Origin of the sequence: Caballeronia sp. LjRoot29 (assembly GCF_964252755.1) — a bacterium.
Lineage (GTDB): Bacteria > Pseudomonadota > Gammaproteobacteria > Burkholderiales > Burkholderiaceae > Caballeronia.
In genome coordinates, this window is sequence record NZ_CAXUPU020000045.1 from 1 (window position 1) to 26,899 (window position 26,899).

Below are 26,899 nucleotides of genomic sequence, written 5' to 3' on the forward strand. Positions count from 1 at the left end.
TAATTTTTAGAGCGGTTAAAGCGCTTTCTTTGCTTCGTTTCTTTGTCGCTAAGGACCAAGAAATAACGCGCCGCCACGCGCAGTGGCTAATAGTGATAAAGAAAACAGCCAACACTAAACGCGCGAACCCCTGGAAAGCACCAACCCGGCACTAACCCTGACCACTAACATCCCCCCGAGCACGAACGATCAACTCCTGACCCATGAGATCAGCGGCTCCCCGCACGCAACGATTAACGGCGTTGGCCGTGGCAGTGTGCACGGCGCTCAGCCATATCAAAACGGCTAACCTTCACGGCTTGTCGCCGACACAGGCCACACCGACGACTGGCGAAGTACATAGTCGTCTGACCCGTCCGTAGGCCACGCGAAAGGCTGCTTCAGCAATTGCTCCAACTCGAGTGGCGTCACCGGCTTGCTGTAGTGATAACCCTGAATTTCATGACAATCGTTGTCGCGCAGGAAATTGAGTTGCTTCTCAGTCTCGACGCCTTCGGCAATGACCTTGAGATTCAATTGGCGCCCAAGCGAAATAACGGCCCGCGCAATCGCGCGGTTATCCTCGCCGTCAGGTAACTCGCGCACAAACGACTGATCTATTTTCAGTCGCACGATCGGGAAATGTTTCAACGCACTCAAGCTGGAATAGCCAGTCCCAAAGTCATCGATAGACAGCCGCACGCCCATGCCCTGCAATTGGGTCATGATCACAATGGCGCCATCGAGATCCTGCATGATGAGACTTTCGGTGAGCTCAAGCTCGAGATACTGCGCATCGAGCCCGCTCACCGCCAGCGCATGCGCCACTCGCGCCACCCAATCCTTCTGCAAAAATTGCCGCGCCGAGACGTTGACCGAAATGGTCATGGGCGCCATGCCCGCATCCTGCCAAGCCTTATTCTGGTGACAAGCCGTATGCAGCACCCAGTCACCTATAGGCACAATCAGCCCCGTTTCCTCTGCAAGCGGAATGAACGTGGTTGGAGAGACCAAGCCTTCTGTCGGGTGATCCCAACGTAACAGCGCTTCCACACCAAAGATCTTCTCGGTTCGCAAATCGACCTGGGGCTGATACACCAAACGAAATTCCTCGTTCGCAAGCGCGTGCCGCAACTGCTCCTGAAGCCGCAGTTTCTCGTGCACCTTGATGTTTATCTCGGACGTGTACAACTGGTAGTTGTTGCGGCCCATCTCTTTCGCGCGATACATCGCAGCGTCGGCGTTCATCAGCAGCGTATCAGCATCAAGGCCATCGTTAGGATAGCTAGCGAGTCCCATGCTGCACGTCACCTGGAAATTCTGATCGTTCAGCTTGACCGGCTCACGGATCGCATCGCGAATCTTTTCGATGGTCACCGTAATATCCGCTCCCTGCGGTGCCTGGTCAAAAAGAACAACCACAAACTCGTCACCGCCGAGCCGCACTACCGTGTCCGTGCGCCGCACGCACCGCACCATGCGGTCAGCCACGATTTTCAACAGGCCGTCGCCGGCGCGATGCCCGAGGCTGTCGTTGATCAACTTGAAATTATCGAGGTCGATGAACACCACGGTCACGCCACGCTGATAACGTTGTGCATGAAGCAAGACCTGATTAAGCCGGTCAGACAGCAAGGTACGGTTGGGAAGACCCGTTAGAGCATCGTGATTCGCCATGTGACGGATGCGTTGCTCTGCCTGACTGCGTTCGATCGCAATGCCGGCAATGCGCGTCGCCATGGCAATAGCCTGTCCCTCGCTCTCTTTCGGTTCATGTGGAAACCGAACGAATAGCGTAAGGACGCCAAGGGCGCTGCCGTCGTGGGACAGAATGGGCTGCGCCCAGCATGCGCCGTAGCCAAGCACGCCGCAGCTTTCCATCTGGTCAACCAGATGCGGATCCTGCCTGACGTCCGGGACGTACACCGCATGGCGATAGTGCACCGCTCGACCGCTTGGTCCCGCATCCTGGCCAATCAGCGAGCCGCGTACCTGCTTGCCATAACGCTCGGGCAAGCTGGGCGCAGCGCCTAATTTCAAGTGCCGGCCATCGTCGTCACACAGCAAGGCGGCACATACCGACCCTGCAATTTGTGACTCAAGCAGCTTGATCATGGAGGACAGAACGTCTGCGAGCGGTGTGCTGGTGGCGATCATTTCCAGCACGCGATTCTGCTCCGCGCGCCGGACCTCAGCGTGTTTCCGGGAACTGATGTCGCGCATCATTACGACTACGCCGTCTTCCACGCGTACGACTTGCCGATGCAACCACGTCGACGATGCGTCGGGCCGCTCGTGCAGCCACTCCCGCTCCTCGACCACGCCCGTCCTCGCGACGCTCGCAAATTCGTCAAGCATGCCGTCGTGGCGAGATCGAGGAAATGCGACGTCGAGTGCCCGGCCGATCAAGCGGTCGCGCGGTAATCCAGATACGTCAGCGCCGCGCCGGTTGGTATCTTGCACCCTGAAGCCAACAATCTTGCCGTTCGTGTCGAGTTCGCTGCGAAGGACAAAAAATGCGTCGAGACTCGCTTCCGAGGCAGCGTAGTAAGTCTGTTGTGCCCGCCGTGCTCGCCGCCGGCTTGCCGCGAGCAGCCAGCTCGAGCGGCTAAGTGCACCTGCCAGCAGGATCAGCGCCACACTGCCGAAGCTCGCCCACAGCAGGTAAGCGCGCCGATGATTCCGGAACTGCGCGAGTTGTTCTTCCTGACCGAGACCGACTATGGCGATCAGCGGGAAACCCTGTAACTGACGCAAGTTTGTATAGCGGCGCACACCGTGATCCCACGGTTGCACGGCAGGTAAATCGGAAGGCATTTCGGCGGCGTCCATAGCCATCTTCGGGAGAACCGCACCCCACAACGACTGCTTCCCTACCTGCTCGGCACGCATCACGCCATCGGTGCCGAGCAGCGCCATGACACCGTCGTTGCCCATGCGCGAGCGGTCGTAACTGCTCGTGAAATAGCTGGGGTTAACAGAAAGCATGACGATGCCACCAAATTCTCCGGCTGCATTCTTCAGCCGCCGGCTGAAGATAATTTCCGGGGTACCCGTGATCGCGTTGCGAGTCACCTGGCTGACAAACGGCGCCGGACTGTCATTCTTGCGATCGCGCTGCACGGTGAAATACGGCTCGTCCATGACGGTAGCAGGCGCTTGCACGCGGGTTGCGTCGCGCAGATGGCCGTCACTACCGGCGATCGCTACCTTGAACCCGATCACGAATGGCAGCAGCCCCTGGTCCTGCAGCTCCGACAAGCGCACGCCGCCTCTCGTTTCGTACACGTACTTGACCGTCTTGAGCACCTGGTCTATGGCAACGAGATCACGCACCAACTGCGCTTCATAGGTATCGGCGAGTTCGTGGCTCAACTCTACAGCTGCGTCCCGTGCAACCGCGTGTTCAACCTTCACCAGATGAATGACGGCCGTCCACGCGAGCACGAGCAGCATTGCTGCAAATAGCGGGAACAGTACGTAGGCTTCGAGCAGACGCCGAAGCGCAGGGGGTACGTTCGCACCCAGCCGGCGCAGCCGAATAATCTGAGCAGTCACTACACCCGAAGCCATCAATGCGATGCCACTGTCCGCGCTATCCAGATTTCGTGAATTGAGACGCATGATGCCTGCTCCGGTTCTGCTTGGCTGTCGTTCTTTACTGTTCAAGTCGCTAGCGCGCGGGTCGTCGGAATCTTTCAACGCACGCGCCCCACTAGTGAACTCAGCATGACTTCGACGCTTTCAGCCGCCCCAAACTTCGTTGATATAGCCGGTTGAATCGAGCATTGAGTCGGGCGCGCTCTTCACTGCGACGAGTTCAGCACGTCGCGCGGCGCGGTGCCGCATCTCGTGAAAAACCGGTCCCGACTTGAACTCATTCAACCGGCGACGCTTATCCGCGTCTGTGTTTTGAAAATAAGTGCGACCCGCTGCATCGTCTTGAAGGGCGAGCACTCACGCGCTACCGCGACCGTGTCCGCTAGTTACCTGTCGACCAAGATGACGTTCGCGAACGGGTTTCTTTCAGCATTGAAAGCGGATTGCCGAGGCTACGATGACGTACTCGGTGATCGCCGCCCTGAGGGCAAACGCGTTGTGTAAAGTGCCAGTCGCACTAGACCCGATAGTGATCCCCACTCTAATAACGGCCTTTGCGGGGAAAAGTTTAATAACAGTGAAAAAATCCGGTCGTGGCAGGAAAGTTCGTAGTAGAAACAAACGACGCAAAAGGTCTCATTTGGCCTGCGGTAAACCCTCTGCAAAGCTAAGTATGGAATTCGCGGTAAAAAAATGCCGAATCTCCGCCATTCGATCGCATTTTTTAGCGCTCCGTACTATCCGCGGCGCCTAGCCTGCGCCTCGTGTTTCGATAGCCAGGAAAAACCGGTATTCGTAGGATGAAATACCTACTTCGTTTTCCCACAAGCCGCTCCAATAAACGGCAAATGTGAATCAGCACGGGACTTAGAGGGGTGCGAGCTATTTGTAAAGAGGAGGGGCTATAAATCGAATAGCCATTCTCAAGTCTTGCAAAACGAGCCCGCTGAGCACGGCTAACGGTCGATGCAGCGACGTTCGCGGTATCGACTCTCTAACAAAAATGCCGGTGATTTATCGGTCACTTCGTGACCGTCTTGAGGGTCCAGCTACAAGGGAGAGGGAAATGAAACATCTAAAGACTGTGACCCTCGCCGCATTTTCTTTAATTGCTTTCGCGCATGCTCAGAGCCCTGACGACTACGAAGAGGGGGTCGCGGCAGGACAGCTGGGCACGGCGTTGTATAACCTGGCGAACCCCAACAAACCGCTGCCGATGCCCGCTGCCGACGCATCGCAAGATTCCAAAGACGTGCAACGAGCAGCTTCAACGCCCAGTTCAAGCGCGTCCGTGATCAAGCCTGTCGCAAACACTGATCGTAAAAAGACCAAGCCCTACGCACAATAATTTCCGAATAAGTACTACAAGGCACACCGGCGAAAGCTTAAGCGCTGCGGTTGGGCAGCCCTTCCGCCGGCGATTCCAAGCGGGCAAATTCGTCCGCGACCGGTCGGCTTCAGTGGCTTCCCACTCCCACCCTGAAAACGCCCACCGCTTCGCGCAAGCTCCTGGCTTGATCGGCCATTGCCTGCGCTGCCGCCGTTGCTTGTTCGACCAACGCAGCGTTTTGTTGCGTCACCTCGTCCATCTGCCCGACAGCAACGCTGACCTGTTCAATGCCCGTGCTTTGCTCTGACGACGCCGCTGAGATTTCGCCCATGATGTCGGTCACCTGTTTAACCGAGCTCAACAATTCGCTCATGCTTTTGCCTGCCTCGGCTACCAGGCCCGAACCCGTATCGACGTGGTCGAGCGACTCACCAATCTGATCCTTCACTTGCTTGGCCGCGCTGGCACAGCGTTGGGCCAGCGTCCGCACTTCGCCTGCCACGACAGCGAAACCGCGCCCCTGCTCACCGGCGCGTGCCGCCTCAACAGCCGCGTTCAGCGCAAGGATATTGGTTTGAAATGCAATGCTCTCGATCAGGTTGATGATCTCTCCCACCTTCGACGAGCTAGCGGATATATCCCGCATCTTCGTCACCACGCGTTCAACCACCTGCCCACCTGCGGTGGCTGCGTCGGACGCAGTTTGGGCAAGCATGTTCGCCTGTTTTGCATTGTCGGTATTCTGCTTTACCGTAGACGTCAGCTCTTCCATGCTCGCCGCCGTCTGTTCAAGCGAAGCCGCTTGTTCCTCGGTGCGTTGCGATAAGTCGACATTACCCTGCGCCATTTCATTCGCCGCGACCGCGATCGAATCGGCCGATGTCTTGATCCCCGAGACTATGCTGCTCAATTGCGCGCGCATTGCCTCAAGCGATGCCATCAAACTCCCACTTGCACCCGGCGCAACTACTACGCGTACCGCAAGGTTTCCGTCCGCAATTTCGCTAGCAACGCGTTGCGCTTCGCCAGGCTCCGCGCCGAGTTGATTCAGGATGCTGCGCGTGATCAGCAACGCGGCTATCACGCCGACGATCAACGCGGCAAGCGCTGCGCTGATGGTGACGATTCTAAGCTGCGCGTAGCTGCTTTCGGCGCGGTTTGCCTTGTCGTGCATCGTCGTTTTCTCAAGCTCGATCAACGATCGAAGCGTGGTTCGCCATTGAGTTTGTTTTGGAACGACGTCTTGCAATAAGGCCTTTCCCGCCGACGCTTTGTCGTTGGAAACGATGAGCTGGGCGACGTTGACCATGAGCGGCCGCGTGGAGGCTTCATCCGTTACCAGCCTGGCGAGCAGTGTTTGCTCTGTGTCGGTTATTAATCCGCTCGACACGAAGATGTCATTCAAGGCTCGCGACGCGTCCGCATAGATCCCCTCTTCGTGCTTTATTTTTTCCACGATGGCCTTCGTGTCGGCCTCGTTATCGACCAGCATCATGTCGCGGATCGCGATAGAACGTTGATCGAGAGACGAGCGCATTGTCTGGGCAAGCGTCATCTCTTCCGTGCTGCGGTCGACAATACTCGTCAGCGCCGCGTTAATCTTTGACATGCCGATCAAACCGACGACAGACACCACGCCGAGAAGAACAAGTAAGGCACCAAAAGCAGCCGAGAGGCGGGTCACAACTTTGAACTGGCTCATCAAAATGACCTTGTAGATTGGAATTTAAAACACACGTATTTCTGCTTTAGCGAGCCATTCGGCGATATGACTTTCTTTCAACTTACTGTCTTTCAAATTCCTTAAGCCGGTGCCGGGCAGACATGCGTGGCCTTGCCTCTGGCGTCATATCGTCGATCTTTAGAAGTCTTGCGTTGCAGTGGAAATGCGTTCGTGTGCGGATTGTGGATTGCAGTGCGGATTGGGGATGGGCAGCCGGGCTGTCCTTGACGGTTGGCGGAAAAAAGCAAACGTCACCAATTTATCGGCGGTTGGCGGGCAATCTTTAGCGGTTCTCGCGAATCACCGCCTCTCACTTGCGCAAGGACGCAATCAAGACCGCGACCGGAATACTCAAAAAGACCTGCCGGGTAGTCGCCATACCGGTATAGGTAGCGGACTGGCTGCACCGCGACTCACGCCGTAGGATCCGGGTTGAAGCCGCTCGCTTGCTTGCTTTGCGCGAAGCGGTTGCTCCGGCCCTCAAGAGGTCGCAGGGCAAATGCAACTCCACGCCGACCTGGACAGAACGATGGACAAACAAACGGCAAGCGCACCTCAGGGCAGTCATGACACGCCTCCGGAGACGGAAGAGTTCACCCACTGGCGGCGCAATCTCATCGTCTGCGTATTTGGATCGTTCACGACCATCGTGGCCATGACGCTCATGCTGCCGTTCTTGCCGCTTTACGTGGAGCAGTTAGGCGTCAAGGACCACGCCGCGATCGTCCAGTGGTCGGGCGTCGCTTATGGGGCGACATTTTTTACCGCGGCATTGACCGCGCCGCTTTGGGGAAAGCTTGCCGATCTCTACGGCCGCAAGCCGATGCTGATCCGCGCCAGCCTCGGCATGGCCATCATCATGTCCCTGATGGGGATGGCGCATAACGTCTGGCAACTCGTCGGTCTCAGGCTGCTCGCGGGTTTGCTTGGCGGTTTTGCGTCGGGCTCTACCGTGCTGGTCGCCACGCAGACACCGAAAGAGCGATGCGGCTGGGCGCTCGGGGTCCTGTCTTCCGGCATCATGGCCGGCAATCTGGTCGGCCCCCTTATTGGTGGATCGTTGCCGCCGCTGATCGGCATACGGTCGACCTTTCTCGCGTCCGGTGCACTTATTTTTATTACGTTCCTCGCGACCGTATTCTTCGTCAAGAACGAGCGTCATCCGGGCTTGAACAAGAAGGGGAAACAGCGCGGCAGTTGGGCCCAGATCGCAGACAAGCGGCCGACCGTTGCCATGCTGGTGACCGGCATGCTCCTGATGCTGGCAAACATGTCGATCGAGCCGATCATCACGGTCTACGTGGCGCAAGTAGTCGATGTCCGCCAGGTCACGTTTGTCGCGGGACTGGTGATGTCGGCGGCAGCATTGGGCAGCATTCTCTCGGCCTCGTACCTGGGTAAGCTCGCCGATCGCCTGGGGCATTGGAACGTCATTATCGGTTGCCTGGCGGTATCAGGCATTCTGCTGATCCCGCAAGCGTTTGTCACGCAAGGCTGGCAATTAGTGGGGCTGCGATTCCTGATGGGTCTGGCACTCGGCGGACTGTTGCCTTGCGTTGCCAGCGTGATCCGGCATAACGTGCCGGCGTCCGTTGCGGGCAATATGCTCGGTTATTCGACGTCCGCGCAATATACCGGGCAGGTTGTCGGACCGCTTGCCGGCGGTTTCGTCGGAGGACATTTCGGCATGCGCGAAGTGTTTTTTGGCACCTCGGCACTGATGATCGGGGGCGCAATTTACAACTGGATTCTCAGGACCAACATGGTCGATAGAGCGCCGGCCCCATCGCCCGGCGGTGCGGTTGAACAAGCCGCCAAGGATCGCTGATTGCATCGTTGATCAGGCTACTCGCTCAAAGCGCGCCCTGCGCCTCGAACGTGTCGATAATACCGTTGGGTCATTAACCGTCTGAGGTCTGCATGGAGCTGCGACATCCCGCTATTTCATCGCGGTAGCCGAAGAAATGAAGCCGAAGAAATGAACATCACGCGCGCGGCCAGTCGTCTCCACATGACGCAGCCGCCGCTTAGCAGGCAGATACAGCAGATAGAAGAAATTGTCGGATTGGCGCTGTTCGAACATGGTTCGCGGCCTTTGCGTTTGACCGAAGCGGGCCGAGTTTTCTATACACAGGCAAGGCGCCTTGTCGATGAAAGCGACGAACTCGTGCCGCTCACCCGCAGGCTCGCACAACTGGCGGAACGCATTGTGATCGGCTTCGTGCCGTCACTCTTTATGGCGCGCTGCCACAGGTCATCCGCGCATTTCGCGAGGCCGCTTCGCAGATCGAATTGTCGCTGATCGAGATGTTCACGCTTGAACAACTCGGTGCATTAAAGGGCGGACGAATCGATGTCGGCTTTGGACGACTGCGCTTTGACGACGTGCAACTGACGCGCGAAGTACTCGTCGAGGAACGGATGATTGCCGCGCTGCCGGAAGATCATCCGTTAGCCGATGCTTCGGTCGAGTTGACGCTGGAGGCGTTGGCACGCGAGACGCTGATTGTTTATCCGAGTTCACCGCGCCCGAGTTATGCGGACCAGCAGTTATCGGCACTGCGCGACCATGCGCTTGAACCGGCCTCCGTACACGAAGTGCGAGAGTTGCAGACAGCGCTTGGACTCGTTGCGGCGCGAGTGGGTGTGTCGCTTGTCCCTGAGAGTGTCGATGGTTTAAGGGTACATGGGGTGGTCTATCGGCACCTTCCAGAACCTGGTCCCACGTCGCCCATCATCATGAGCCGACGCCTTCAGGATGAAGGGCAGACCACGGCTCTTTTCTGTTCCATCGCGCGACCTGTTCCGTGGTGGCGAGGAAGGACCAGCACGTTAAAAAAAGTCCCACCCAGGCGGGATGGGACTCAAGCACGACGAGGAGGAACTTCGTCGCGGGACACACCCTCAGAAGGGTGATCCCAGTGTCTCCGCATTCGCGCCGAAATGGAATATTTCAGGGGCCGATCTAACAACATTTAACGATCTGCACATCAGGAACGCGCGCACCGCCTGACGTGTCCTCCGTCGCATGACGTTACTCGGCGCGCGGTGCGTTGCCGGTCAACCCCTGCCGCCGGCCAGTGCGCCCGCGCTGTTAGCCCCGCCGAACAACGCAGTCAGATAGCTCGCATTGCTAGCCATATGCGCCATCAGCGTATTGAGCGCGGTGAACTGCGCGTTGTAGCTATTCGTCAGTTGCGTGGCGAATGCATCCAGCTTCGTGCCCTGGACCTTGATGTTGTCGAGGTCCTTGTTGAGCGCGTTTGTCCTGTTATCGATCAGGCCATCTTTCTTCAGAAAAGTCGTGAGGGTCTTGTTCATCTCCGCGCCGATGCCGGAGCCCGCGCTGAACAATGCGTTGATCGTGCCGGGCTTGGTGGTCAACGCTGCGTTCAACACGGTTTCGTCAATCTTCAACGTGCTGTCCTTTTGCAGCGTGATGCCGATTGACCCCAGGTTCGCCATTCCCTTGACGCCGCCCGCAGAAGTCGGGACGCCCTTGCTGATCACGGTGGCAAGCGCGTTCCTGACCGTGTTCATCATCGAGTCGCCGAGCAACGGGCCACCTTGCGAACCCTTGGGTTGCGACGCATCGAAGGAAGTCAGCGACGCAGCCATGTTGATGAAATTGTTATACGCCGTGACGAAAGCCTTGAGCGAGGTCTGCTGGGCGGTTGTGTCGGCGCTGATGCTCAGCGTCTGGGTCGTGCCGACGGACTCGGAAGTCAGGTTGATCGACAAGCCCGCAATAGCCGATGTCACGCTGTTGGTCGGGCTGCTGACCTCGGTGCCGGCCACCGTCAGCAACGCGTCCCTGCCGGCCGCGGTTTGCTTCCAGTTCGCCGATGTCTCAATGGTCGTGTACGGCGCCACGGTCTTGGCCGGGTCCGTTGGGTCGACGGTCGATATGGACGAGCTGACGTTGAGCTTCGATAACCCCGTGTTGTCGCCCGAGCCGGTTGGCGTGACCTCCACCGAAATACCGCTTGCCTTGCCCGTCGTCGATGAGTGCAGCACGAGATGGGCGCCGTCCGTACCGGTGATCACCGTTGCGCTTACGCCCGGATTGCCGGAAGCCGAATTGATCGCGGCTGCAATGCCGCTGAGCGTGTTGTTCGACGAATCGATGTTGATCGAAACGTCCGAGCCGCCCACCGAGAGTTTCAGCGTGCCGGTTCCGAGCGTTTCCTTCGCGCCGAACGCACCCGAGGTAATACTTTGCGATGTCGCTATGTTAGTGACCTGGATCGCGTAGCTGCCCGTGGTCGCGCCCTTGCCTGCAGTGGCCGTCAGACCCTTGCCGTCGGCCTTGGCGATGACAGCGGACAACGCGCTGCCATCGGACAGGGACGCCAGCGAGCTTTGCAACAGCGACATGACCGATTTCAACGAACCCACGGCGGTCAGTTGCGAAGTACTGGTCTTCTGTTTTGCCACGTTAGCCGCGTTCAATCCGGCGACCCGCGCATTGACGATAGCCGCGACAAGCGCGGGGACGTCAGTGTTTTTGCCGGTCGAGCCGTTGATCAGAGATTGTCCCGCAGACTTGATTGCGTCAGACATAGAAACTGGAACTCCCTTGGTTAGCTCGTTGGGGTGATCGACACGCAGGCTTCACTCAGTTAAGTACCTGCGCCAATGTTGCGATCAATCACCTTAATATTACGGTAAGCCAACACAATACTTTAGTTAAGTTTTCATTTTATTTGCTAAGAGATTACAAACTGGGGCACCCGGAGCAGTGCCAAGCCCGTTTACTCAACCCGAGTAGAAAACAAAAATTAGGCGACGGATTTTTCCGAAGCGCGCGTTTAAGCACTCGACAGACATCTGCATCGAGCGTCTTTTCAATCTCAGGGAACCGTTATGAAAGCACTAAAAGATCGGGCTTCATCCACGTTTGCAGTCAAGGCCGCCTTGGCTCTCCTCACTGCCGTGGCCGCGCTGACCAGCGTGCCGGCATTCGCGCAAGCGGTCATCGTTGCCCCGTCGGCGCCGCCGCCAATGCGCACGGAAGTCGTGCCCGTCGCGCGTCCCGGATATGTGTGGGACGGCGGCCACTGGCGGTGGGCCGGCCGCGGCTACGAATGGGTGCCGGGCCACTGGCGGCCGGTGCGGATCGGCGCACGCTGGGTGCCGGGTCACTGGGTGCAGCGCGGACCTAACTGGCGATGGATCGAAGGTCACTGGGCCCGCTAATCAGCGCTCAGCTACGGTCACCTACGTTCACCGTAGCTCCATCACCTTCCGAGCCGGGACAGACATCATGTTTAAAACGCTGGTCGTTATTGTGTTTGCCGCCGCGGCACTTTCTGCGTGTGTCGTTTATCCCGCGCGGCCGGCTTATTATCGGCCGGCGGTCGTCGTGTACTGAGCAGTCCCCGCGCCGGCGCACCGGGTCGCAATCCTTCCCGGCGCAGGCTGTTGAACATGTGCTGCGAGACAAAAAACATTGAAAGAAGAAGATCCGGACGCGGAGTTGTTAGCGCGTGTCGATGGCAGGGAACCCGGAGCGGTTCGCGAGATGGTCGCGCGCAAACTGCCGCGGCTGCTCGCGCTCGCGACCCGGATGCTGGGAGACCGTGACGAGGCAAGCGACGTGGCACAGGAAGCGTTCGTACGGATCTGGAGGCAGGCGTCGCGCTGGCAGCGCGGCCAGGCTCGCTTCGACACCTGGCTGCACCGCGTGGCGCTCAACCTGTGTTATGACCGCTTGCGTCGCCGTCAGGATGTCGTCGCGGAAGACGACGCGCCCGAACCCGTCGACCAGGCGCCGCTGCCGGAAGATCAACTCGACGAGACCGCGCGCAGCGAGCGCATTGCCGCCGCGCTCGCCGCGCTGCCGGCACGCCAGCGCGAGGCACTGGTATTGCAGTATTACCAGGAACTATCGAACGTCGAGGCTGCGGCTTTGATGGGCATCAGCGTGGAAGCGCTGGAAAGCCTGCTCTCGCGCGCACGCCGCACGTTGCGCAGCCGTCTTGCCGGCGAACGCGGCGAGCATGTCTTTGGAAAGGAACGCCGATGACCCCCGAACGTTTTCGCCGCCTCACCCAGGCTTATGGCGCCACGCCGGAACATTGGCCGGCCGCCGAACGCGCAGAAGCCGAAGCGCTGCTCGCTCAACGTGACCCTGCCGCTCTGGCCGCTCTGGCCGACGCCCAGGCGCTCGACCATGTGCTCTCGAGGCACAGCGTTGCCGCGCCCGAATCCGAACTGGTCCGGCGCATCCTGGCGTCCGCACCGGCTGTACAGATCAAGCCGCCCCGTCAGCAAGCCGCGTGGAAACGGCCGCACTGGTGGATCTCGGGCGCGGGTCTCGTGGGCGCGGGGGTGGCCGGAATCGCTGCGGGCGTGCTGGCCATTTCGTTGACCGGGTCTATCTACAACACGCCGGCGAACCCGCCGAGCCTCTTCGATCAAACCGGTGAAAGCACCGTATTTAGCAGCGCAACGGCCGACTGGAGCGACCAATGACCATGGCGACAACCCGGCTCAAGACACTGCTGATCGTTTCACTGGTGCTCAACATTTTCCTGCTCGGCGCAATCGCGGGCGGGACGTATCGATGGGTGGCGAAGCAAAAGGCCGAGGTGCTGGCGCAGCAACGCGGCTTGCGTTTCGCCGCGGCTGAGCTCCCCCCGGAACGTCAGGACCAGTTGCGTGAAGCGCTGCGGCAGACGCGCCGTGAGAGCGTGCCCCTGATCATTAGCGCGCGCTCGGGCAGGCTCGATGTCGTGCAAGCGCTTGCTGCGCCGCAATTCGATCGCGCCGCGCTTGACGCAGCGCTCGCCCGCACGCGTGAAGCGGACGTTGCGGTGCGTGCGCGGGTCGAGGCGACGGTGGCTGAATTCGCCAGCACACTGACGCCCGATGAACGGCTCAAACTCGTCGATGCGCTGGAGCGCCACGGCCCGCTGCATGTCGGACCGCCGCCTAAAAAATAAACTTGGGGCGCAGCGACGGATTCACGCAGCCCCACCGTTCAAGCACCATACCAACTTGATTCGTGGGAACAGCCATGGCTGATGTAACCCCTGCTGTAACCCCTGCTGCGATCGCGCTGAATCGCTTCGGACTCGGTGCCCGCGCGGGCGCCATCGCTCCGTCCGATCCAAAGGGCTGGCTCAAGAGCCAGCTCTCCGGCGCAAGCTATCAAGTAACGCCGCCAGCGTTAGGAGACCAACCATCAAGCAGCGCGCTCGCAGCCGAATTTGCCGAGCGCCAGAGCGCCATCCGCAACGCCGGCGCCGACAACAACCAGGCCGTGCGCAAGGCCTATAACGAAAAACTCCGCGATATCTACCGTTCAGCGGTCAACGCGCGATTCCTAAGCGCGCTGCAAACGTCCACGCCGTTTGTCGAGCGGCTGGTGGTTTTCTGGTCGAACCATTTTGCGGTATCGGTGGAAAAGCCACCCGTGGCCATGCTTGCCGGCTCGTTCGAAACTGAAGCTATCCGTCCGCATGTACTGGGCCGATTCGAAGACATGCTGGTCGCGGCCGAACGTCATCCGGCGATGCAGATCTTCCTCGATCAGGCGCGCTCAGTCGGCCCCGATAGCCCCGCGGCCGAGCGTGCCGCCATGAAGCATCCTGACCGCAAGCCCGGACTGAACGAGAACCTGGCCCGCGAGATCATGGAGTTGCATACGCTTGGCGTGCGCAGCGGCTACGACCAGAACGACGTGACCGAATTCGCCCGTGCGCTGACGGGCTGGAGCATCGGCGCAATGAGCGTGGGGACCCAGCGTAAGGACGCCGCCTCGCCCGGGCAATTCGTGTTTCGTGAGCCGCTGCATGAACCGGGAACACGGACCATCATGAACCGGCAATACGATCAGCCTGGCGAGCAGCAAGCGCTTGCGGTACTGCACGATCTGGCTGCCTCACCCGCGACCGCGCAGCACATTGCGGTCAAGCTCGCCCGGCATTTTGTCGCCGATACCCCGCCGCCCGCGCTAGTCGATCGCCTGGCCGGCGTGTTCAGCGCGACGAATGGCGACCTGTCCAGCGTGTACCAGGTGTTGATCGATTCGCCTGAAGCGTGGTCGCCGGTCGATGCCAAGTTCAAGACGCCTTGGGACTGGACGGTGTCGTCGCTACGAGGGCTGGGGCTCAACGATCTAGGCAACCTGCAGATTGCGCCTTTGCTGACCCAGCTCGGCCAGCCAGTGTGGCGGCCGGGGTCGCCCGCAGGCTACGACGACATAGCCGCAAGCTGGGCCGCCCCCGACGCGCTCGTGCGCCGGGTGGAACTGGCGCAGCGTTTTGCATCACGCGTTGGCGATACCCTCGATGCACGCACACTCGGCAACCAGTTGCTTGCGGGTTCATTAAGCGATGCTACGGCATCCGAACTATCTCGTGCGGAGAGTGCACCGACCGCACTTGCGCTGCTGCTTGTTTCGCCTGATTTCCAACGGAGATAACACGATGACCACGCGTCGGAATTTCTTGTGGTGCGCGGGTGCTGGCGCCGGCGCCATGCTGATTGGGTCGCGCATGGCATTCGCTTCGGTGGAGTCGGACCGGCGCTTTGTGTTCGTGATCCAGCGCGGCGCCGCCGATGGTCTCAACATCGTCGTGCCTTATGCCGATCCCGCATATGCACGTTTGCGCGGAGCGCTTGCGATTGATCCGTCGACCGCAACGAAGCTCGATGGCACGTTCGCGCTGCACCCCTCGCTTGTCGAGACGGCGAAGATGTACGCCGCGCAGCAAGCGCTGTTCGTGCATGCGATTGCATCGCCGTATCGCGACCGTTCGCACTTCGATGGTCAGAACGTACTCGAAACCGGTGGCACGTCGCCCTACCAGATAAAGGACGGCTGGCTGAACCGGCTGGTATCCATGCTGCCCGCTTCCAGAGCCAATGCAATCGCGCTCGCGCCTACCGTGCCGCTGGCGTTGCGCGGGCGTGCCGAGGTGACGTCGTACGCGCCGTCCGCGCTGCCGCAGGCGCCCGACGACCTGCTCGTGCGCGTCTCGCAACTCTATTCGGGCGACCCGCAGCTTCACGCGCTCTGGAGCTCGGCGATGGACGCTCGCGGGCTCGCCGCCGATGCCGGCGCGCGTCAGGACCCGGCGAGCCTTGGCAAGCTTGCCGCGAGTTTCCTCGGCCGTAGCGACGGCCCGCGCATTGCGATGATCGAAACCGGCGGATGGGATACGCACAGCGCGCAGAACCCGCGGCTGGGCGCGCAACTGAAGGCGCTCGACACCATGATGGCGTCCATGCGCGACGGCCTCGGCGAGCACTGGTCGAACACGACCGTCCTGGTTGCGACCGAGTTCGGACGCATGGCAACGGCGAATGGCACGGGCGGTACGGATCACGGCACGGCATCAGCCGCGATGTTGCTGGGCGGCGCCGTGCAAGGCGGCCGCATTCTGGCGGACTGGCCGGGGCTCGCACCGTCGGCGCTGTATCAGGGGCGGGATCTGCGCCCCACTCTCGGGCTCGACAGCCTGATTGCAGCGGCGGCAGGAGAAACCTTCGGTCTCGATCCGGCTCACGTCAGGGCGACTCTGTTCGCGCAGAAGACCGCCAGCCCGATGTCCGGCAGGTTGCTGCGGACTTAACGGTGCAACACGCGGGCGAGCAATCACGTTTTTAACTTCATCGAGGAAGGAATAATAATGAAACAGGGTTTAAGCGTTGTACTCCTTAGCATTTTTCTGACAGCTTGCGTAGTGGAACCCGTCCGGCCGCCGCGTCCTGAGCCGGTTGTCGAAGTTGTCCCGGCGCAACCTGCGCCGGGTTATCGATGGGTGAAGGGACACTATAAATGGGAAGCCAATCAGTGGGTGTGGGTCCGCGGACATTGGGCGGCGTACTGATTTAGCTGGGGACGCCCCGGTGTGCTCGCGTAATGCACACCGCCGTCCCTGATCGGCGACTTAGCCGGCGAATTAACCGGCGAATCGCGGCTCGGGCAAGCCTTTTACGCCGAGCCCGGTGATTGCAAACAACCCGCCCTTGTCGCGCTCCTTCTGCGGAATGCCCCACATGGGCCGCCCCATCGTGGTGACGAACAGGATGTCCAGATTCGGACCGCCGAACATCACGCTCGTCAGGTTACGCACGGGGAACTCCACCACGCGATCAAGCTTGCCATCCGGCGCAAATCGCAAGATCCGTCCACCAAAAACGAGCGCCGACCAGATGTAACCCTCGGCATCGACTGTTGCGCCGTCGAACGTACCGGCCATGTCTTGCGCCGATGCAAACACCCGCCGGTTCGCGACCGCTCCGGTCTCGATGTCGTAGTCGTATGCGAACATCTTTTTGCCGTAGCTATCGGCGAAATAGAGCGTGCGGTTGTCCGGGCTCCAGCACGGCCCATTCGAACAACTGATGCCACCGTCCAGCCGCGTCACGGAGCCATCCGTGTCAAGCCTGTACAGCGCGCCGCTTCGGCTCGAGGGCCGGCCGCGATCTGCGTCATAACGGTCGAAGTCATAGGCCATCGTGCCCGCGATAAACCGCCCTCGCCGATCCACCTTGCCGTCGTTGAAACGCGTCTCGGGATCATCGCTTTCCGGGTCGGCAATGAGCTTGACCGTCTGCGCGTCGAAGTCATAGAAATGCAGGCCGTTCGCAAGCGCAACCACCGCACCGCCACGCTCGCGCAACGCCATCGAACCAATGTGGCGCGGAACGAAATAACGCCGGATGTCGCTGCCGTCGGCGCGGCAACTGCTGATCTCCGCAGCGGTGCTGTCAATCCAGTAAAGACGCTGTTCCTTCACGTCCCACAACGGTCCTTCACCAAGATGATTGTTGGCATCGACGATCAGACGGGTTTCGATCATTACTGTCTCCGGTTATCAACTGTTGTCATCATCGGACTTCGATGTGGCGCGGCGATGTGCAAGCAACGCCATCAGGCGCCGGTCGCGCCAGCTGCTGCGGCTTTCTATTTCATCGAGCGGCAAGACATCGCGGCGCTCGGCATCGAGTCTTGCAATGCTGTCGGGCGACCAGTCGAATGGCACGCTGTCCTTAGCAAACGAGCGGTACATTGCGCCATAACGCGCGGCGTAATCGGTCACACCGCCGGGCGCATTCAGGTCGATAGTTTCAAACGGCCCCATGAACGACCAGCGCAATCCGAGGCCGTCGCGCATCACGGTGTCGAGATCGGCGGCGCTTGCGTAGCCGCGTGCGTATAGGCTCAATGCTTCGTCAAGCAGGACGCCTTGCAGGCGGTTCAGTAGAAAGCCCGGGATCTCGCGTGCAACGGTGACAGGCTGCTGGCCCGCCTCTTCGTACAACGCACGCGCACGGGTCAGCGTGTCCGGCGAGGTCCACGGCGCGCCGCATAGCTCGACCAGCGGCACCAGTGAAGGCGGATTCACCGGATGCGCGACCAAGCACCGGGCGCGGCCCTCCAGCGCCTCGGTGAACGTGGACGCGGGCAGGCCTGACGTTGAACTGGCCAGCAGCGTGTCGGGGCGCGTCAGCTTGTCCAGTTCGGCAAACAAGGTACGCTTGACCTCCACGATTTCCGCAATATTCTCCTGCACCAAGTCGACATCGCTCACCGCGTCCGCGAGTGTTTCACATGCCGTGACACGCGACACGATCCGCTCCTCCGGCTCGTCGGTCAGCCCGTATCCCGCCAGATCCGACACACTGCCGCTAATGGACGGAATCGCGCCGTCGAGCATCGTGCGATCCGCGTCATGAATCCTGACCTCGAAACCCGCGCGCGCAAATACGATCGCCCACGCGCGGCCTATGCGTCCCGATCCAATCACTGCAATACGTTTGCTCAGTTTGCTCATCGTGCGGCTCCATGGGCAATCATGCTTTTTTATCGCGCAACGTGATCACGGCAGCCAGTACAACGAGGCCGTTGATGATGTCGCGCACGGCAGGCGGCACGGTTGTGCCGGCGAGTAGCGTGCCCAGCGCGGTCAATAGCAACGCGCCGCCGAATACACCAAGATAATGACCACGGCCGCCGGTGATCAACGCACCGCCCACGACCACCACGGCAATGGAAGGCAGCAGGTAGGGGTCGCCCATGCCGAGGAAAGCCTGGCTGCTGAAGCCGGCAAGCAACAGGCCCACCACGGCCGAACACAAACCTGAAAGACAATACACCGCGATCAAGGTTGCGCCCACACGCACGCCCGACAACTTCGCCGCCACCGGCGAATTGCCGACCGCATAAACGCGTCGCCCAAAGGCCGTGCGATGCAGCAACAGCAATGCCAAGACAAGGAACACCGGTACGCACCACGCAGCAAGCGACAAGGGACCCACGCGCCCGTTTGTGAAATTGCTGATCGCGGAAGGCGCCCACCCCTGCGGCGAGCCGTTGCAATAGATCAGCGTGATGCCCTGCAGCAAGCCGTTAGCGGCCAGCGTGACCACGATCGGCGGCAAGCCCAGCACGACGACCCCGACACCGTTGAACACGCCTACCAGCAAGCCGGCGCATAACACCAGCGGCACGGCCCACGCCGCCGCTTCGTTGACGCCATGCGTGAGTCCGGTGAGCAACACGCCCGACAGCGTGATAAGCCAGGGCACGGAAAGATCAAGTCCGCCGGTCAGGATCACGGCGCCTTGCCCGAGGCCCAACACGGCCAGGAACAAGGTCAGCGTCAGCAAGCTCGTATAGAAGTTGGCGCTTGCAAGAACACCCGGGCCATAGACCACGCCGGTGATCGCGATCACCGCGAAGAACAGCAGATACGCCGGCACGATGTACTTGACCCACTCACGATTGCGTTCGATCCAGTCGCCCAGAACACGCCCCTTGAGCTCCGTGTTTTCTATCGGACGGAAGTTTTCCACTTCGAACTTCACGCGCCGCGCGCCCGGGTCATTGCGCGCGCGTGTTCCGGTACGCCACGCCGTGAACCATCGTCCGGCGTAGCGCGCGCAATGATGCGCCGCCGACTGCTTGCCGACCGACGATCCGAGCACGGCCAGGATCAGGATCAAGGCCTCCGCGATGGTCGTAAAGAACGCGGATACGTTGAGCACCAGCAGGATATTGACCGTGATCATCAGGGTCATTGCAGCGAAGACCGTGCCCACGCAACCGCCTCGTCCACCACCTAGCCACGTGCCGCCCAGCACGACAGCCGTGAACATGGAGAGCAGCAACGGCCGGCCCACCAGCGGGTCGGCGGAGCCGGTTTGAGCCGACACATACAATCCCGCCGCCGCGTAGAACATGCCGGCGAGTGCATAGGTCGCTATCCGATAACCCCTGACCGGCATGCCGTTCGCGTAAGCGCCGTCGGGATCGCTGCCAAGCGCATACAGGCCTACGCCGAAGCGCGTGCGTTTAACAAAGGTCCACACCAGCAGCGCAACGACCAGCACGGCCGCAGACATGGGGACTTTATCGGGCACGAGATCAGAGGTGATGAAAGCGCCAAACTGATCACCAATGCTTCCACCCGGCTTGTTCTGGATCAACAGCGTCAAGCCCTGCACCATGAACATGGTGGCAAGCGTGACCACGATCGACTGCAACCGGAACCATGCGATCAACGCACCGTTGATCAGTCCAATGCCTCCGCCTATTGCCAGAATCAATGCAACGCCACCCCATTGTTCGATCGGCGTGCCCTGGACGAAGCGCACGGCAAGTACGTTGGACAGCGACACCACCGCGGAGGCCGACAGATCGAAACCGCCGCTCAGCACGACGATGGTCTGCCCGATCGCCGCCAGCGCGAGCGTCGCGCTGCTGGAGATCACCGAGCCGACGTCGTACAGCCCGACCGGCGTGGCGGACAACGATACCCACGCGATCATCATCGCGAGCAGCGCGCCGATCGCAATGATCAAGCCACGATAGTGATCCACTCGCGCCCGTAATCCGACGTGCGCGCCGGGTCGCACGACCTCGCTTTCCGGCGACGCTATTGCAATTTTCATAGTCGACCTCTGATTGCCTGAACTAGCTTCATACCGAGCTTCATACGCCCATCAACTTGAAAGCATCTTGCGCATCACGTTCTCTTCGGTGAGCGCGTCGCCGGCCAGTTCCGCAACATTGCGCCCGCGATAGACCACCGACACGCGATCGCACACGTTGACCAGTTCCGGCACGTCGGTGGAATAGAACAGCACGGCACCGCCGGCCGCCGCGAACGCGCGCATCAGCACGAAGATCTGGTGCTTGGTTCCCACGTCGATACCCCGCGTAGGGTCGAACATCAGCCACACGCGGCTTTGCGTCAGCAGCCATTTCGCCATGGCGATCTTCTGCTGATTGCCGCCCGAGAAAGACAGGCACGGCTTGTACAGCGCACGCGGATTGACTTCCATTTGCGCGAGCGCACGCTTGATCGCGGCCTGCTCGCGTTTCCTGTCGATCAGGCCAAAGCGCGAGAAGCGCTTGATGACCGGCAACGAGACGTTCTCGCCGCCGGGCAAACGCACGAACAAACCCTCGGTCTTGCGATCCTCCGGCAGGAAACTCGTCGATACCCCCGCCTTCAGCGAATCGGCGGTCGAGGTCAGCGTGACCTGCTTGCCATCGATCAGGATCTCGCCCGCATCAATAAACTCAGCGCCGAACAGTGCCTCGAAAATTTCGCGTTGCCCCATGCCTTGCAGCGCGGCAATGCCGTGCACTTCGCCTGCCTTGAGCGTGAGGTCGAAGTCGTTGACCACAGCATCCACCTTGATGCCGCGCCCCTCCATCGCGGGTGTTTGAAGCGTTGACGGCGTAGCAATCTTCGGCGGATATTTGGCGTCCATCGAACGGCCGATCACGAGGCGAATGACTTCGTCGTCCGAGATCGAATCGGTATCGAAGGCGCCTACATCACGGCCGTTTCTATACACCGTGAGGCTGTCGCAGAACTCACGCACTTCCTGCATCCGGTGCGTGATGAACACAAAGGTCACGCCACGCGCCTTCAATTCATCAATTCGTCGCGACAACCACGCAACGTCACGTCCTGATAGCGCGGACGTAGGTTCATCGAGCAGCAGCACTTCGGGCTGGCGGACCAGCGCCTTCGCAATCTCGATCTTCTGGCGCACCGGCAGCGCGAGATCGCGAATATAAGCACCCGGGCGGATATCGCCCAGTTCGAGCCGTTCGAGCCATTGCGCCGCTTGCTTCTGTGATTCGCGTTGCCGGATACGGCCGAACCAGCCAGTCGGTTCGTACGACATCAGCAGGTTCTGCGCGACCGTCAGGTCTCCTACCAGCGTCATCTCCTGGAATGCCGTCTGCACACCGGCACGATGCGCGTCCCTCGGACTTCGCATGTTGACGTCGCGACCCATGATCGAGATGCTGCCCGCATCCGGTTGCATGAGACCGGACAACAGCTTGACGGTCGTCGACTTGCCGGCGCCGTTCTCGCCGAGCAGCGCATGAACGGCGCCGCGCCGAACGCGGAACGACGCGTTGTCGAGCGCGACAGTGGCGCCGAACCGCTTGGTGACCTTCGAGAGATCGAGCGCCCACTCGTTGCTGCTTGTCTCCATAGTCATGGACTCTGCCCCTGCACTCGACATGGCGTACTCCTCTAGTCTTTAGTCCGGCTTGCCGGTCAGCGCCGCGTTGAAACCAACTTCAGTGGTCTCCGGCGAATAGATGTCCGCAAACCAGCCCGGCGGAACTTTGTCCGGCATGAACGCGGTGCAGCCAGCCTTCAGTTCATCGATAGAACCGGTCGTGCACAGTCTCGATTGCGACGTCTCCACCAGCGGCAATTTGAGCGTCACGTGCGCCGGAAAGTCCTTACCGTCAAGCTTGTCCACGGCCATCTTCAACGCCAGCGCGCCAGAGTAAGGCGGCGAGCCATACGAGATGGACCGGTAGCCAATCGAACGATAACTGCCGTCGCCCTTCACCGTGCCGGGCGGCAACATCTGCACGCGATGACCGTTGGACGATTCACCCGCGCACGGCTTGACCTTGTCGTCCGCTATGCCGGCTTCGAGCTGCATCGATGCCGCCGTGAAGCAGCCCACCTGCATCCACAGGCCGTCGATCTTGTCCCAGCTATTAGTGGCGAGGATCTTCGACAACTCCGTCTTGGCGGTTGCCTGGCTCCACATACCCGTGCCTTCCGCGACGATCTTGATCCCCGGATACTTCGCGAACACGGCCTTCGCCGCCTCAGTACGCGCACGATCCACGGAGGTACCCGGCACGCCGTTGATCAGCACGATATTGCCCTTGCCATTGATGGTCTTCGCGAGCCATTCAGCGGTGACGGTACCCGCCTGCTTCTGGTCGATCGTCACGTTATGGGCGCACGGCTCGGTCACTTCGCCGTCATACGCTGCCACTACGACGCCCTTCGAACAGGCGTTCTTGATGGCACGATTCAACGCGGTCGGAGAAATTGGATAGATCACGATGGCCTTTGCGCCGGCCTGGACCATCGAGTTGATTTGCTGGATCTGCTTCTGTGCGTCGGTGCCGGCGACCTGCACTTCCAGGTCGACCTTGTCCTTGAGTCCCGGCGTGACGGCCATGGCCTTGACCATGTTCGCGGCTTCCGTTTGCCAGTCATTGCCGACATAACTCATCGACAGGAAAATCTTGTATTTACCCGCTGCCGAGGCTTGCCCCGAGACGGCCAGCGTCGCGAGAAGCGCGGCGCTCAGCGCGAAGCGCGTCCCTTGACGGATGATGTTCGTCAATGCGTTCATGTCTTCCTCCGATCCTTCGTATGGTTATGTTTTGGTACTTTTCAACGCCTCTTTAAAAACCAGCACTACTAATCTTCAACGTGCTTCAGACGCGCGCTGGCAGGCAGCTGAATGCCCGCCGATCCGGCCACCACATTCGGGTCGTGACCAGGAATAACGAAGTCAGCGAGCTGGCGAATACGCTTAAGCGATGCCAGTTCGGCCGCGGTCTCATGAACAATGCCCACCGGCACCAGATCCACGATGTTTTCCATGCAGCTTGCGCAATCGCCGGCAATCAGGACCACGCCATCGGCAGTATCCACCGCCACCGACTGGTGCCCCGGCGTATGTCCCGGAGTGGGCACAACGCGTACACCGGGTGCGATATCGGCTACACCGTGCACGAATTGCCAGCGAAAATACGCGAGCGGTTCGCGGCCGATCAGGAACTCCTGATAGAACGTCGACTGCGTCGGCAAGGGACGGCCGGCGTACTCCCACTCGCTTGCCTGGATCACGAAACGCGCGTTCTTGAAAAGGGTATTCCCACCGGAATGGTCGTAATGCAGATGGGTGTTGATGACAATATCCACGTCGTCCGCATTCCAGCCCACGTACTCCTTTAGCGCGCGTTCAAGCCGCTCTTCGGGCGCCTGCTCGCAAGGACAAACGAAGCTCGACACCCAGCCCGGATCGTGAATCCCGGTATCCACCACAATCTTCTTGTCGCCGCCCACGATTGCCGTGGACCACACCGGGACCTTGATCTGCTGGCCATAGTAGCGGCCATAGATCTGCGATGAACGGTCGACAGTCAGCCATCCCGTTGGCATTGCCACGACCTTGAGTTTCGACACAGCCACGATAGTCTCCATCGTCCAGGGTGGAAGGAGTTGCGCCCGCTCATGCACCTGCTCTGGCAGCCGCTCAAGCAGCCTTAGAAATTCGTGTTGGCCGCGCCCTTGAGCCCGAGCATCGCGCGCGCCTCGTCCGGGGTTGCGATATCCAGCGAGAGGCCTTCTATGACCTGGCGAATTTTCACGACCTGCGCTGCGCTCGATTCAGCCAGCTTGCCCGCTTCGATCCAAAGCGAATCCTCGAGTCCCACCCGCACGTTCGAGCCCTGCGCCACGCCCAGCGTAGCAAGCGGAATCTGATGACGTCCGGCACCGAGGATCGACCATACATAGTCGCTTCCGAACAAGCGGTCGGCCGTGCGGCGCATGTGCATGAGGTCTTCCGGATGCGGCCCGATACCGCCTAGCAGACCGAACACGCTCTGCACGAAGAACGGCGGCTTCGCGAGACCGCGGTCAACGAAATGCGCCAGGTTGTACAGGTGCGAGATGTCGTAGCATTCGTATTCAAAACGCGTACCGTTTGCGCCGCACGAAGTGAGGATGTATTCGATGTCCTTGAACGTGTTCTTGAAGATCAGGTCGCGGCTATTCGCCAGATGCTGGCGCTCCCAGTCGTGCTTGAACTCCTTGAAGCGGTCGAGCATGGGATAGAGCCCAAAATTCATCGACCCCATGTTCAGCGATGCCACTTCCGGCTTGAAGTGGTGAGCCGGTTTTAACCGCTCTTCCACCGTCATGTGCGGACTGCCCCCGCTCGTGATGTTGATCACGGCGTCGGTCTCCGCCTTGATACGCGGCAGGAACTGCTTGAACACGGCGGGGTCTTGCGTGGGCTTGCCGTCGTTGGGATCGCGTGCATGCAGGTGCAGGATCGCCGCGCCTTCTCGGGCAGCAGCGAGCGCTGCGTCGCCGATCTCTTGCGGTGTAACCGGCAAATACGGTGACATGGACGGAGTGTGAATCGCGCCCGTGGGAGCACAAGTAATAATGACTTTACGCTTGGTTGCCATGCTGTAAGCCCTCGTCGGATGAGAATAGCGTTCAGAGCACTTCTACGTTGCCGCACACCGAGATCGCCTGACCCGAGATACCGCTGCCTCCCGGCGAGCACAGGAACAGCGCGGTCGCCGCCACTTCTTCCGGCGTAGTCATGCGGCGCAGGGAAATTTTCGCGAGATACTCTTTTTCCATCTGCTCGTAGGAAAGCCCCAACTGTTGCGCGCGCGCGCCGATCACCTTTTCAATTCGCGGCCCCTTCACAATGCCCGGCTGGATGGCATTGACGCGGATGTTGTCCGGTCCCAATTCAATGGCGAGGCTTTTGGTGAGACCGACAACCGCCCACTTGGTCGCAGAATAAGGCGTGCGGTACGCGTATCCGAGGCGCCCCGCCACCGATGACAACGCGATGATCGCCCCGCCATCGCGCGCCTGGCGCAGCAGCGGCACCGCGCGACGTGCAAAGTAGAACTGAGCATTCAGATTCACGTCGATGGTCTGTTCCCACTCACCCGTGTCCATCTCGCCGATACCACCCGTGGGACCCGCAATTCCCGCGTTATTGATCAGCACATCGAGGCCGCCGAGCTGCGTGTTCACGTCGTCGAATACGCGGTCGACCGCCGCGCGATCCGACACGTCCGCGAGCGTCGTGGTAATCGCGTTCATCTCGGTGGTCCGTTCGGCTTCGTTGAGCGAGTCGATAGCTTGCTGGCTCGAGTCGCAGACATGCACGCGCGACCCGGCGTCGACAAAAGCACGCGCGATTACCAGACCGATCCCCGACGCGCCGCCCGTGACCAGCACGCGCAATCCCGCGTGCGGTTTCAACATTTGTAGAACCGACATGCTTTGTCTCCCTCGTTATTTTTGGCCCGGCTTTTTGGCCGAGGTCACAGGCCCATTCAACCGGCGGCCCGCGCTGCTTCCCTGCTCTGCAAGCGTTCCCGCAAATCTGCGGCCGCGCCGCCGATATCTTCCTCGATGCCCGCCCGCGCGCCTTCTCCGTCGCCCTTCCAGAGGGCATCGACAATCTTGCGGTGCGCCGCCATGGACAACCTCATGTGCGGGATATCGGGCGCCACGAGGTTCAGGAACGGGCCAATACGCATCCAGAGATTCTGGATCGTCGCGAGCGTCAGGTCGCTTGCGCCATGCGTATAGATTGCTATGTGGAATTCGAAATTGCTGCGCAAGTAGGCAGGTACATCGCCGGCTTCGACGTGCGCATCCATGGTGTCGAACACGGCTTGCAGCGCGTTCAAATGGTCCTTGGTCATGCGCGATGCCGCCCGCTTCGCGACGCAGCCTTCCAGCGCAATCCGTACGTCGCGCAGTTCTTCGAGCAGGTCGAGCGTCATGGGCGGCACCATCAGCGCGCGGCCTGGACCGTCGATCAACGCGCCTTCGGCTTGTAGGCGTGTGAGCGCCGCGCGCACCGGCATGGTCGATGACCCGACTGCCTCGGCCACCCCGCGCAAGCTCAACGCCTGACCGGGAGCAAACCGCCCTGTCATGATCGCCTCGCGCAACTGGGCGTAGACGCGGCCCGCCATGGTCTCGCGCGCCACCAGCTCGAGCGGCAGCGCGTCCGCGCTCGTTTCACGTGTTGTCAATTAAGCATCTCCTTACGAGATATGTGACCTGTGATCACACCTTGAGAAGAAGTTTGGTGCTGTTGGGCTTCTTAGTCAACCTTCAAGACGTAGGGGAAAACGCGACTTTGGTGGGCGCTTGGGCCAAGCTGGTTAGCCAAGGATGTTGGGAGTC

The 26,899-nt window shown here is 60.4% G+C and carries 21 protein-coding genes and 1 pseudogene; 10 read left to right on the forward strand and 12 right to left on the reverse strand.

The window, feature by feature from the left end:
- Positions 1-285: 285 nt before the first annotated feature.
- A complete protein-coding gene (locus ACSQ83_RS31880) occupies positions 286-3,603 on the reverse strand; it encodes a bifunctional diguanylate cyclase/phosphodiesterase (protein ID WP_436230858.1) in 3,318 nt (1,105 codons plus the stop codon).
- 1,042 nt (positions 3,604-4,645) lie between these two features.
- On the opposite strand from ACSQ83_RS31880, the gene ACSQ83_RS31885 reads away from it, so the two are divergent.
- Entirely contained in the window at positions 4,646-4,927 is a 282-nt protein-coding gene (locus tag ACSQ83_RS31885; protein WP_414950315.1) for a hypothetical protein, read from the forward strand.
- Between the two features lie 109 nt (positions 4,928-5,036).
- On the opposite strand, the gene ACSQ83_RS31890 is transcribed toward ACSQ83_RS31885, so the two are convergent.
- Positions 5,037-6,611, reverse strand: coding sequence for a methyl-accepting chemotaxis protein (locus ACSQ83_RS31890; protein ID WP_436230859.1), 1,575 nt, complete (start codon positions 6,609-6,611; stop codon positions 5,037-5,039).
- Positions 6,612-7,161: 550 nt separating this feature from the next.
- Between ACSQ83_RS31890 and ACSQ83_RS31895 the strand changes: the two genes are divergently transcribed.
- Positions 7,162-8,460, forward strand: a complete 1,299-nt coding sequence (locus tag ACSQ83_RS31895; RefSeq protein ID WP_436230860.1) for an MFS transporter — start codon at positions 7,162-7,164, stop codon at positions 8,458-8,460.
- Positions 8,461-8,548: 88 nt separating this feature from the next.
- Positions 8,549-9,431 (forward strand): annotated as a pseudogene (locus tag ACSQ83_RS31900) (LysR family transcriptional regulator); the annotation flags it as partial.
- Positions 9,432-9,692: 261 nt separating this feature from the next.
- Here ACSQ83_RS31900 and fliD read toward each other — a convergent pair.
- On the reverse strand, positions 9,693-11,195 hold the full coding sequence (fliD, locus tag ACSQ83_RS31905) for a flagellar filament capping protein FliD (protein ID WP_436230861.1): 1,503 nt from the start codon (positions 11,193-11,195) through the stop codon (positions 9,693-9,695).
- A 303-nt stretch (positions 11,196-11,498) separates the two neighbouring features.
- Between fliD and ACSQ83_RS31910 the strand changes: the two genes are divergently transcribed.
- From ACSQ83_RS31910 to ACSQ83_RS31940, 7 genes are all read left to right on the forward strand, one after another.
- Positions 11,499-11,831 carry a YXWGXW repeat-containing protein gene (locus ACSQ83_RS31910; protein ID WP_436230862.1) on the forward strand — a complete coding sequence of 111 codons (333 nt, stop codon included), beginning with the start codon at positions 11,499-11,501 and terminating at the stop codon, positions 11,829-11,831.
- 253 nt (positions 11,832-12,084) lie between these two features.
- On the forward strand, positions 12,085-12,660 hold the full coding sequence (locus ACSQ83_RS31915) for an RNA polymerase sigma factor (protein ID WP_436230863.1): 576 nt from the start codon (positions 12,085-12,087) through the stop codon (positions 12,658-12,660).
- Complete coding sequence (locus ACSQ83_RS31920) at positions 12,657-13,109, forward strand: hypothetical protein (protein WP_436230864.1); 453 nt, start codon at positions 12,657-12,659, stop codon at positions 13,107-13,109. Before ACSQ83_RS31915 ends, ACSQ83_RS31920 begins: the two co-directional genes overlap by 4 nt.
- Entirely contained in the window at positions 13,106-13,579 is a 474-nt protein-coding gene (locus ACSQ83_RS31925) for a periplasmic heavy metal sensor (protein ID WP_436230865.1), read from the forward strand. Before ACSQ83_RS31920 ends, ACSQ83_RS31925 begins: the two co-directional genes overlap by 4 nt.
- A 74-nt stretch (positions 13,580-13,653) precedes the next feature.
- Positions 13,654-15,063 carry a DUF1800 domain-containing protein gene (locus tag ACSQ83_RS31930; RefSeq protein WP_436230866.1) on the forward strand — a complete coding sequence of 470 codons (1,410 nt, stop codon included), beginning with the start codon at positions 13,654-13,656 and terminating at the stop codon, positions 15,061-15,063.
- Between the two features lie 4 nt (positions 15,064-15,067).
- Positions 15,068-16,216, forward strand: a complete 1,149-nt coding sequence (locus ACSQ83_RS31935; RefSeq protein ID WP_414967312.1) for a DUF1501 domain-containing protein — start codon at positions 15,068-15,070, stop codon at positions 16,214-16,216.
- Between the two features lie 57 nt (positions 16,217-16,273).
- On the forward strand, positions 16,274-16,474 hold the full coding sequence (locus ACSQ83_RS31940) for a YXWGXW repeat-containing protein (RefSeq protein WP_436230867.1): 201 nt from the start codon (positions 16,274-16,276) through the stop codon (positions 16,472-16,474).
- A gap of 72 nt (positions 16,475-16,546) precedes the next feature.
- Here ACSQ83_RS31940 and ACSQ83_RS31945 read toward each other — a convergent pair whose 3' ends face one another.
- The 9 genes from ACSQ83_RS31945 to ACSQ83_RS31985 all read right to left on the reverse strand — a co-directional run bounded on the left by ACSQ83_RS31945 (position 16,547) and on the right by ACSQ83_RS31985 (position 26,685).
- Positions 16,547-17,449: an SMP-30/gluconolactonase/LRE family protein gene (locus ACSQ83_RS31945; protein WP_414967314.1), complete on the reverse strand. Its 903-nt coding sequence runs from the start codon at positions 17,447-17,449 to the stop codon at positions 16,547-16,549.
- Between the two features lie 15 nt (positions 17,450-17,464).
- Positions 17,465-18,424, reverse strand: coding sequence for a 3-hydroxyacyl-CoA dehydrogenase (locus ACSQ83_RS31950; RefSeq protein WP_436230868.1), 960 nt, complete (start codon positions 18,422-18,424; stop codon positions 17,465-17,467).
- Positions 18,425-18,443: 19 nt separating this feature from the next.
- A complete protein-coding gene (locus tag ACSQ83_RS31955; RefSeq protein WP_436230869.1) occupies positions 18,444-20,543 on the reverse strand; it encodes an ABC transporter permease subunit in 2,100 nt (699 codons plus the stop codon).
- Positions 20,544-20,594: 51 nt separating this feature from the next.
- Positions 20,595-22,142 carry a sugar ABC transporter ATP-binding protein gene (locus ACSQ83_RS31960; protein WP_414950329.1) on the reverse strand — a complete coding sequence of 516 codons (1,548 nt, stop codon included), beginning with the start codon at positions 22,140-22,142 and terminating at the stop codon, positions 20,595-20,597.
- A gap of 18 nt (positions 22,143-22,160) precedes the next feature.
- Positions 22,161-23,288, reverse strand: coding sequence for a sugar ABC transporter substrate-binding protein (locus ACSQ83_RS31965; RefSeq protein WP_436230870.1), 1,128 nt, complete (start codon positions 23,286-23,288; stop codon positions 22,161-22,163).
- A 68-nt stretch (positions 23,289-23,356) separates the two neighbouring features.
- The gene (locus tag ACSQ83_RS31970; protein WP_414950477.1) at positions 23,357-24,103 is read right to left on the reverse strand and encodes an N-acyl homoserine lactonase family protein; all 747 of its coding nucleotides are present in this window, start codon (positions 24,101-24,103) and stop codon (positions 23,357-23,359) included.
- Positions 24,104-24,207: 104 nt separating this feature from the next.
- Positions 24,208-25,140 (reverse strand): 3-keto-5-aminohexanoate cleavage protein, encoded by a 933-nt coding sequence (locus ACSQ83_RS31975; RefSeq protein ID WP_414950331.1) that lies wholly within the window; start codon positions 25,138-25,140, stop codon positions 24,208-24,210.
- Positions 25,141-25,171: 31 nt separating this feature from the next.
- A complete protein-coding gene (locus tag ACSQ83_RS31980; RefSeq protein ID WP_436230871.1) occupies positions 25,172-25,978 on the reverse strand; it encodes an SDR family oxidoreductase in 807 nt (268 codons plus the stop codon).
- A gap of 56 nt (positions 25,979-26,034) precedes the next feature.
- Positions 26,035-26,685 carry a GntR family transcriptional regulator gene (locus ACSQ83_RS31985; RefSeq protein WP_414950478.1) on the reverse strand — a complete coding sequence of 217 codons (651 nt, stop codon included), beginning with the start codon at positions 26,683-26,685 and terminating at the stop codon, positions 26,035-26,037.
- Positions 26,686-26,899: the final 214 nt, after the last annotated feature.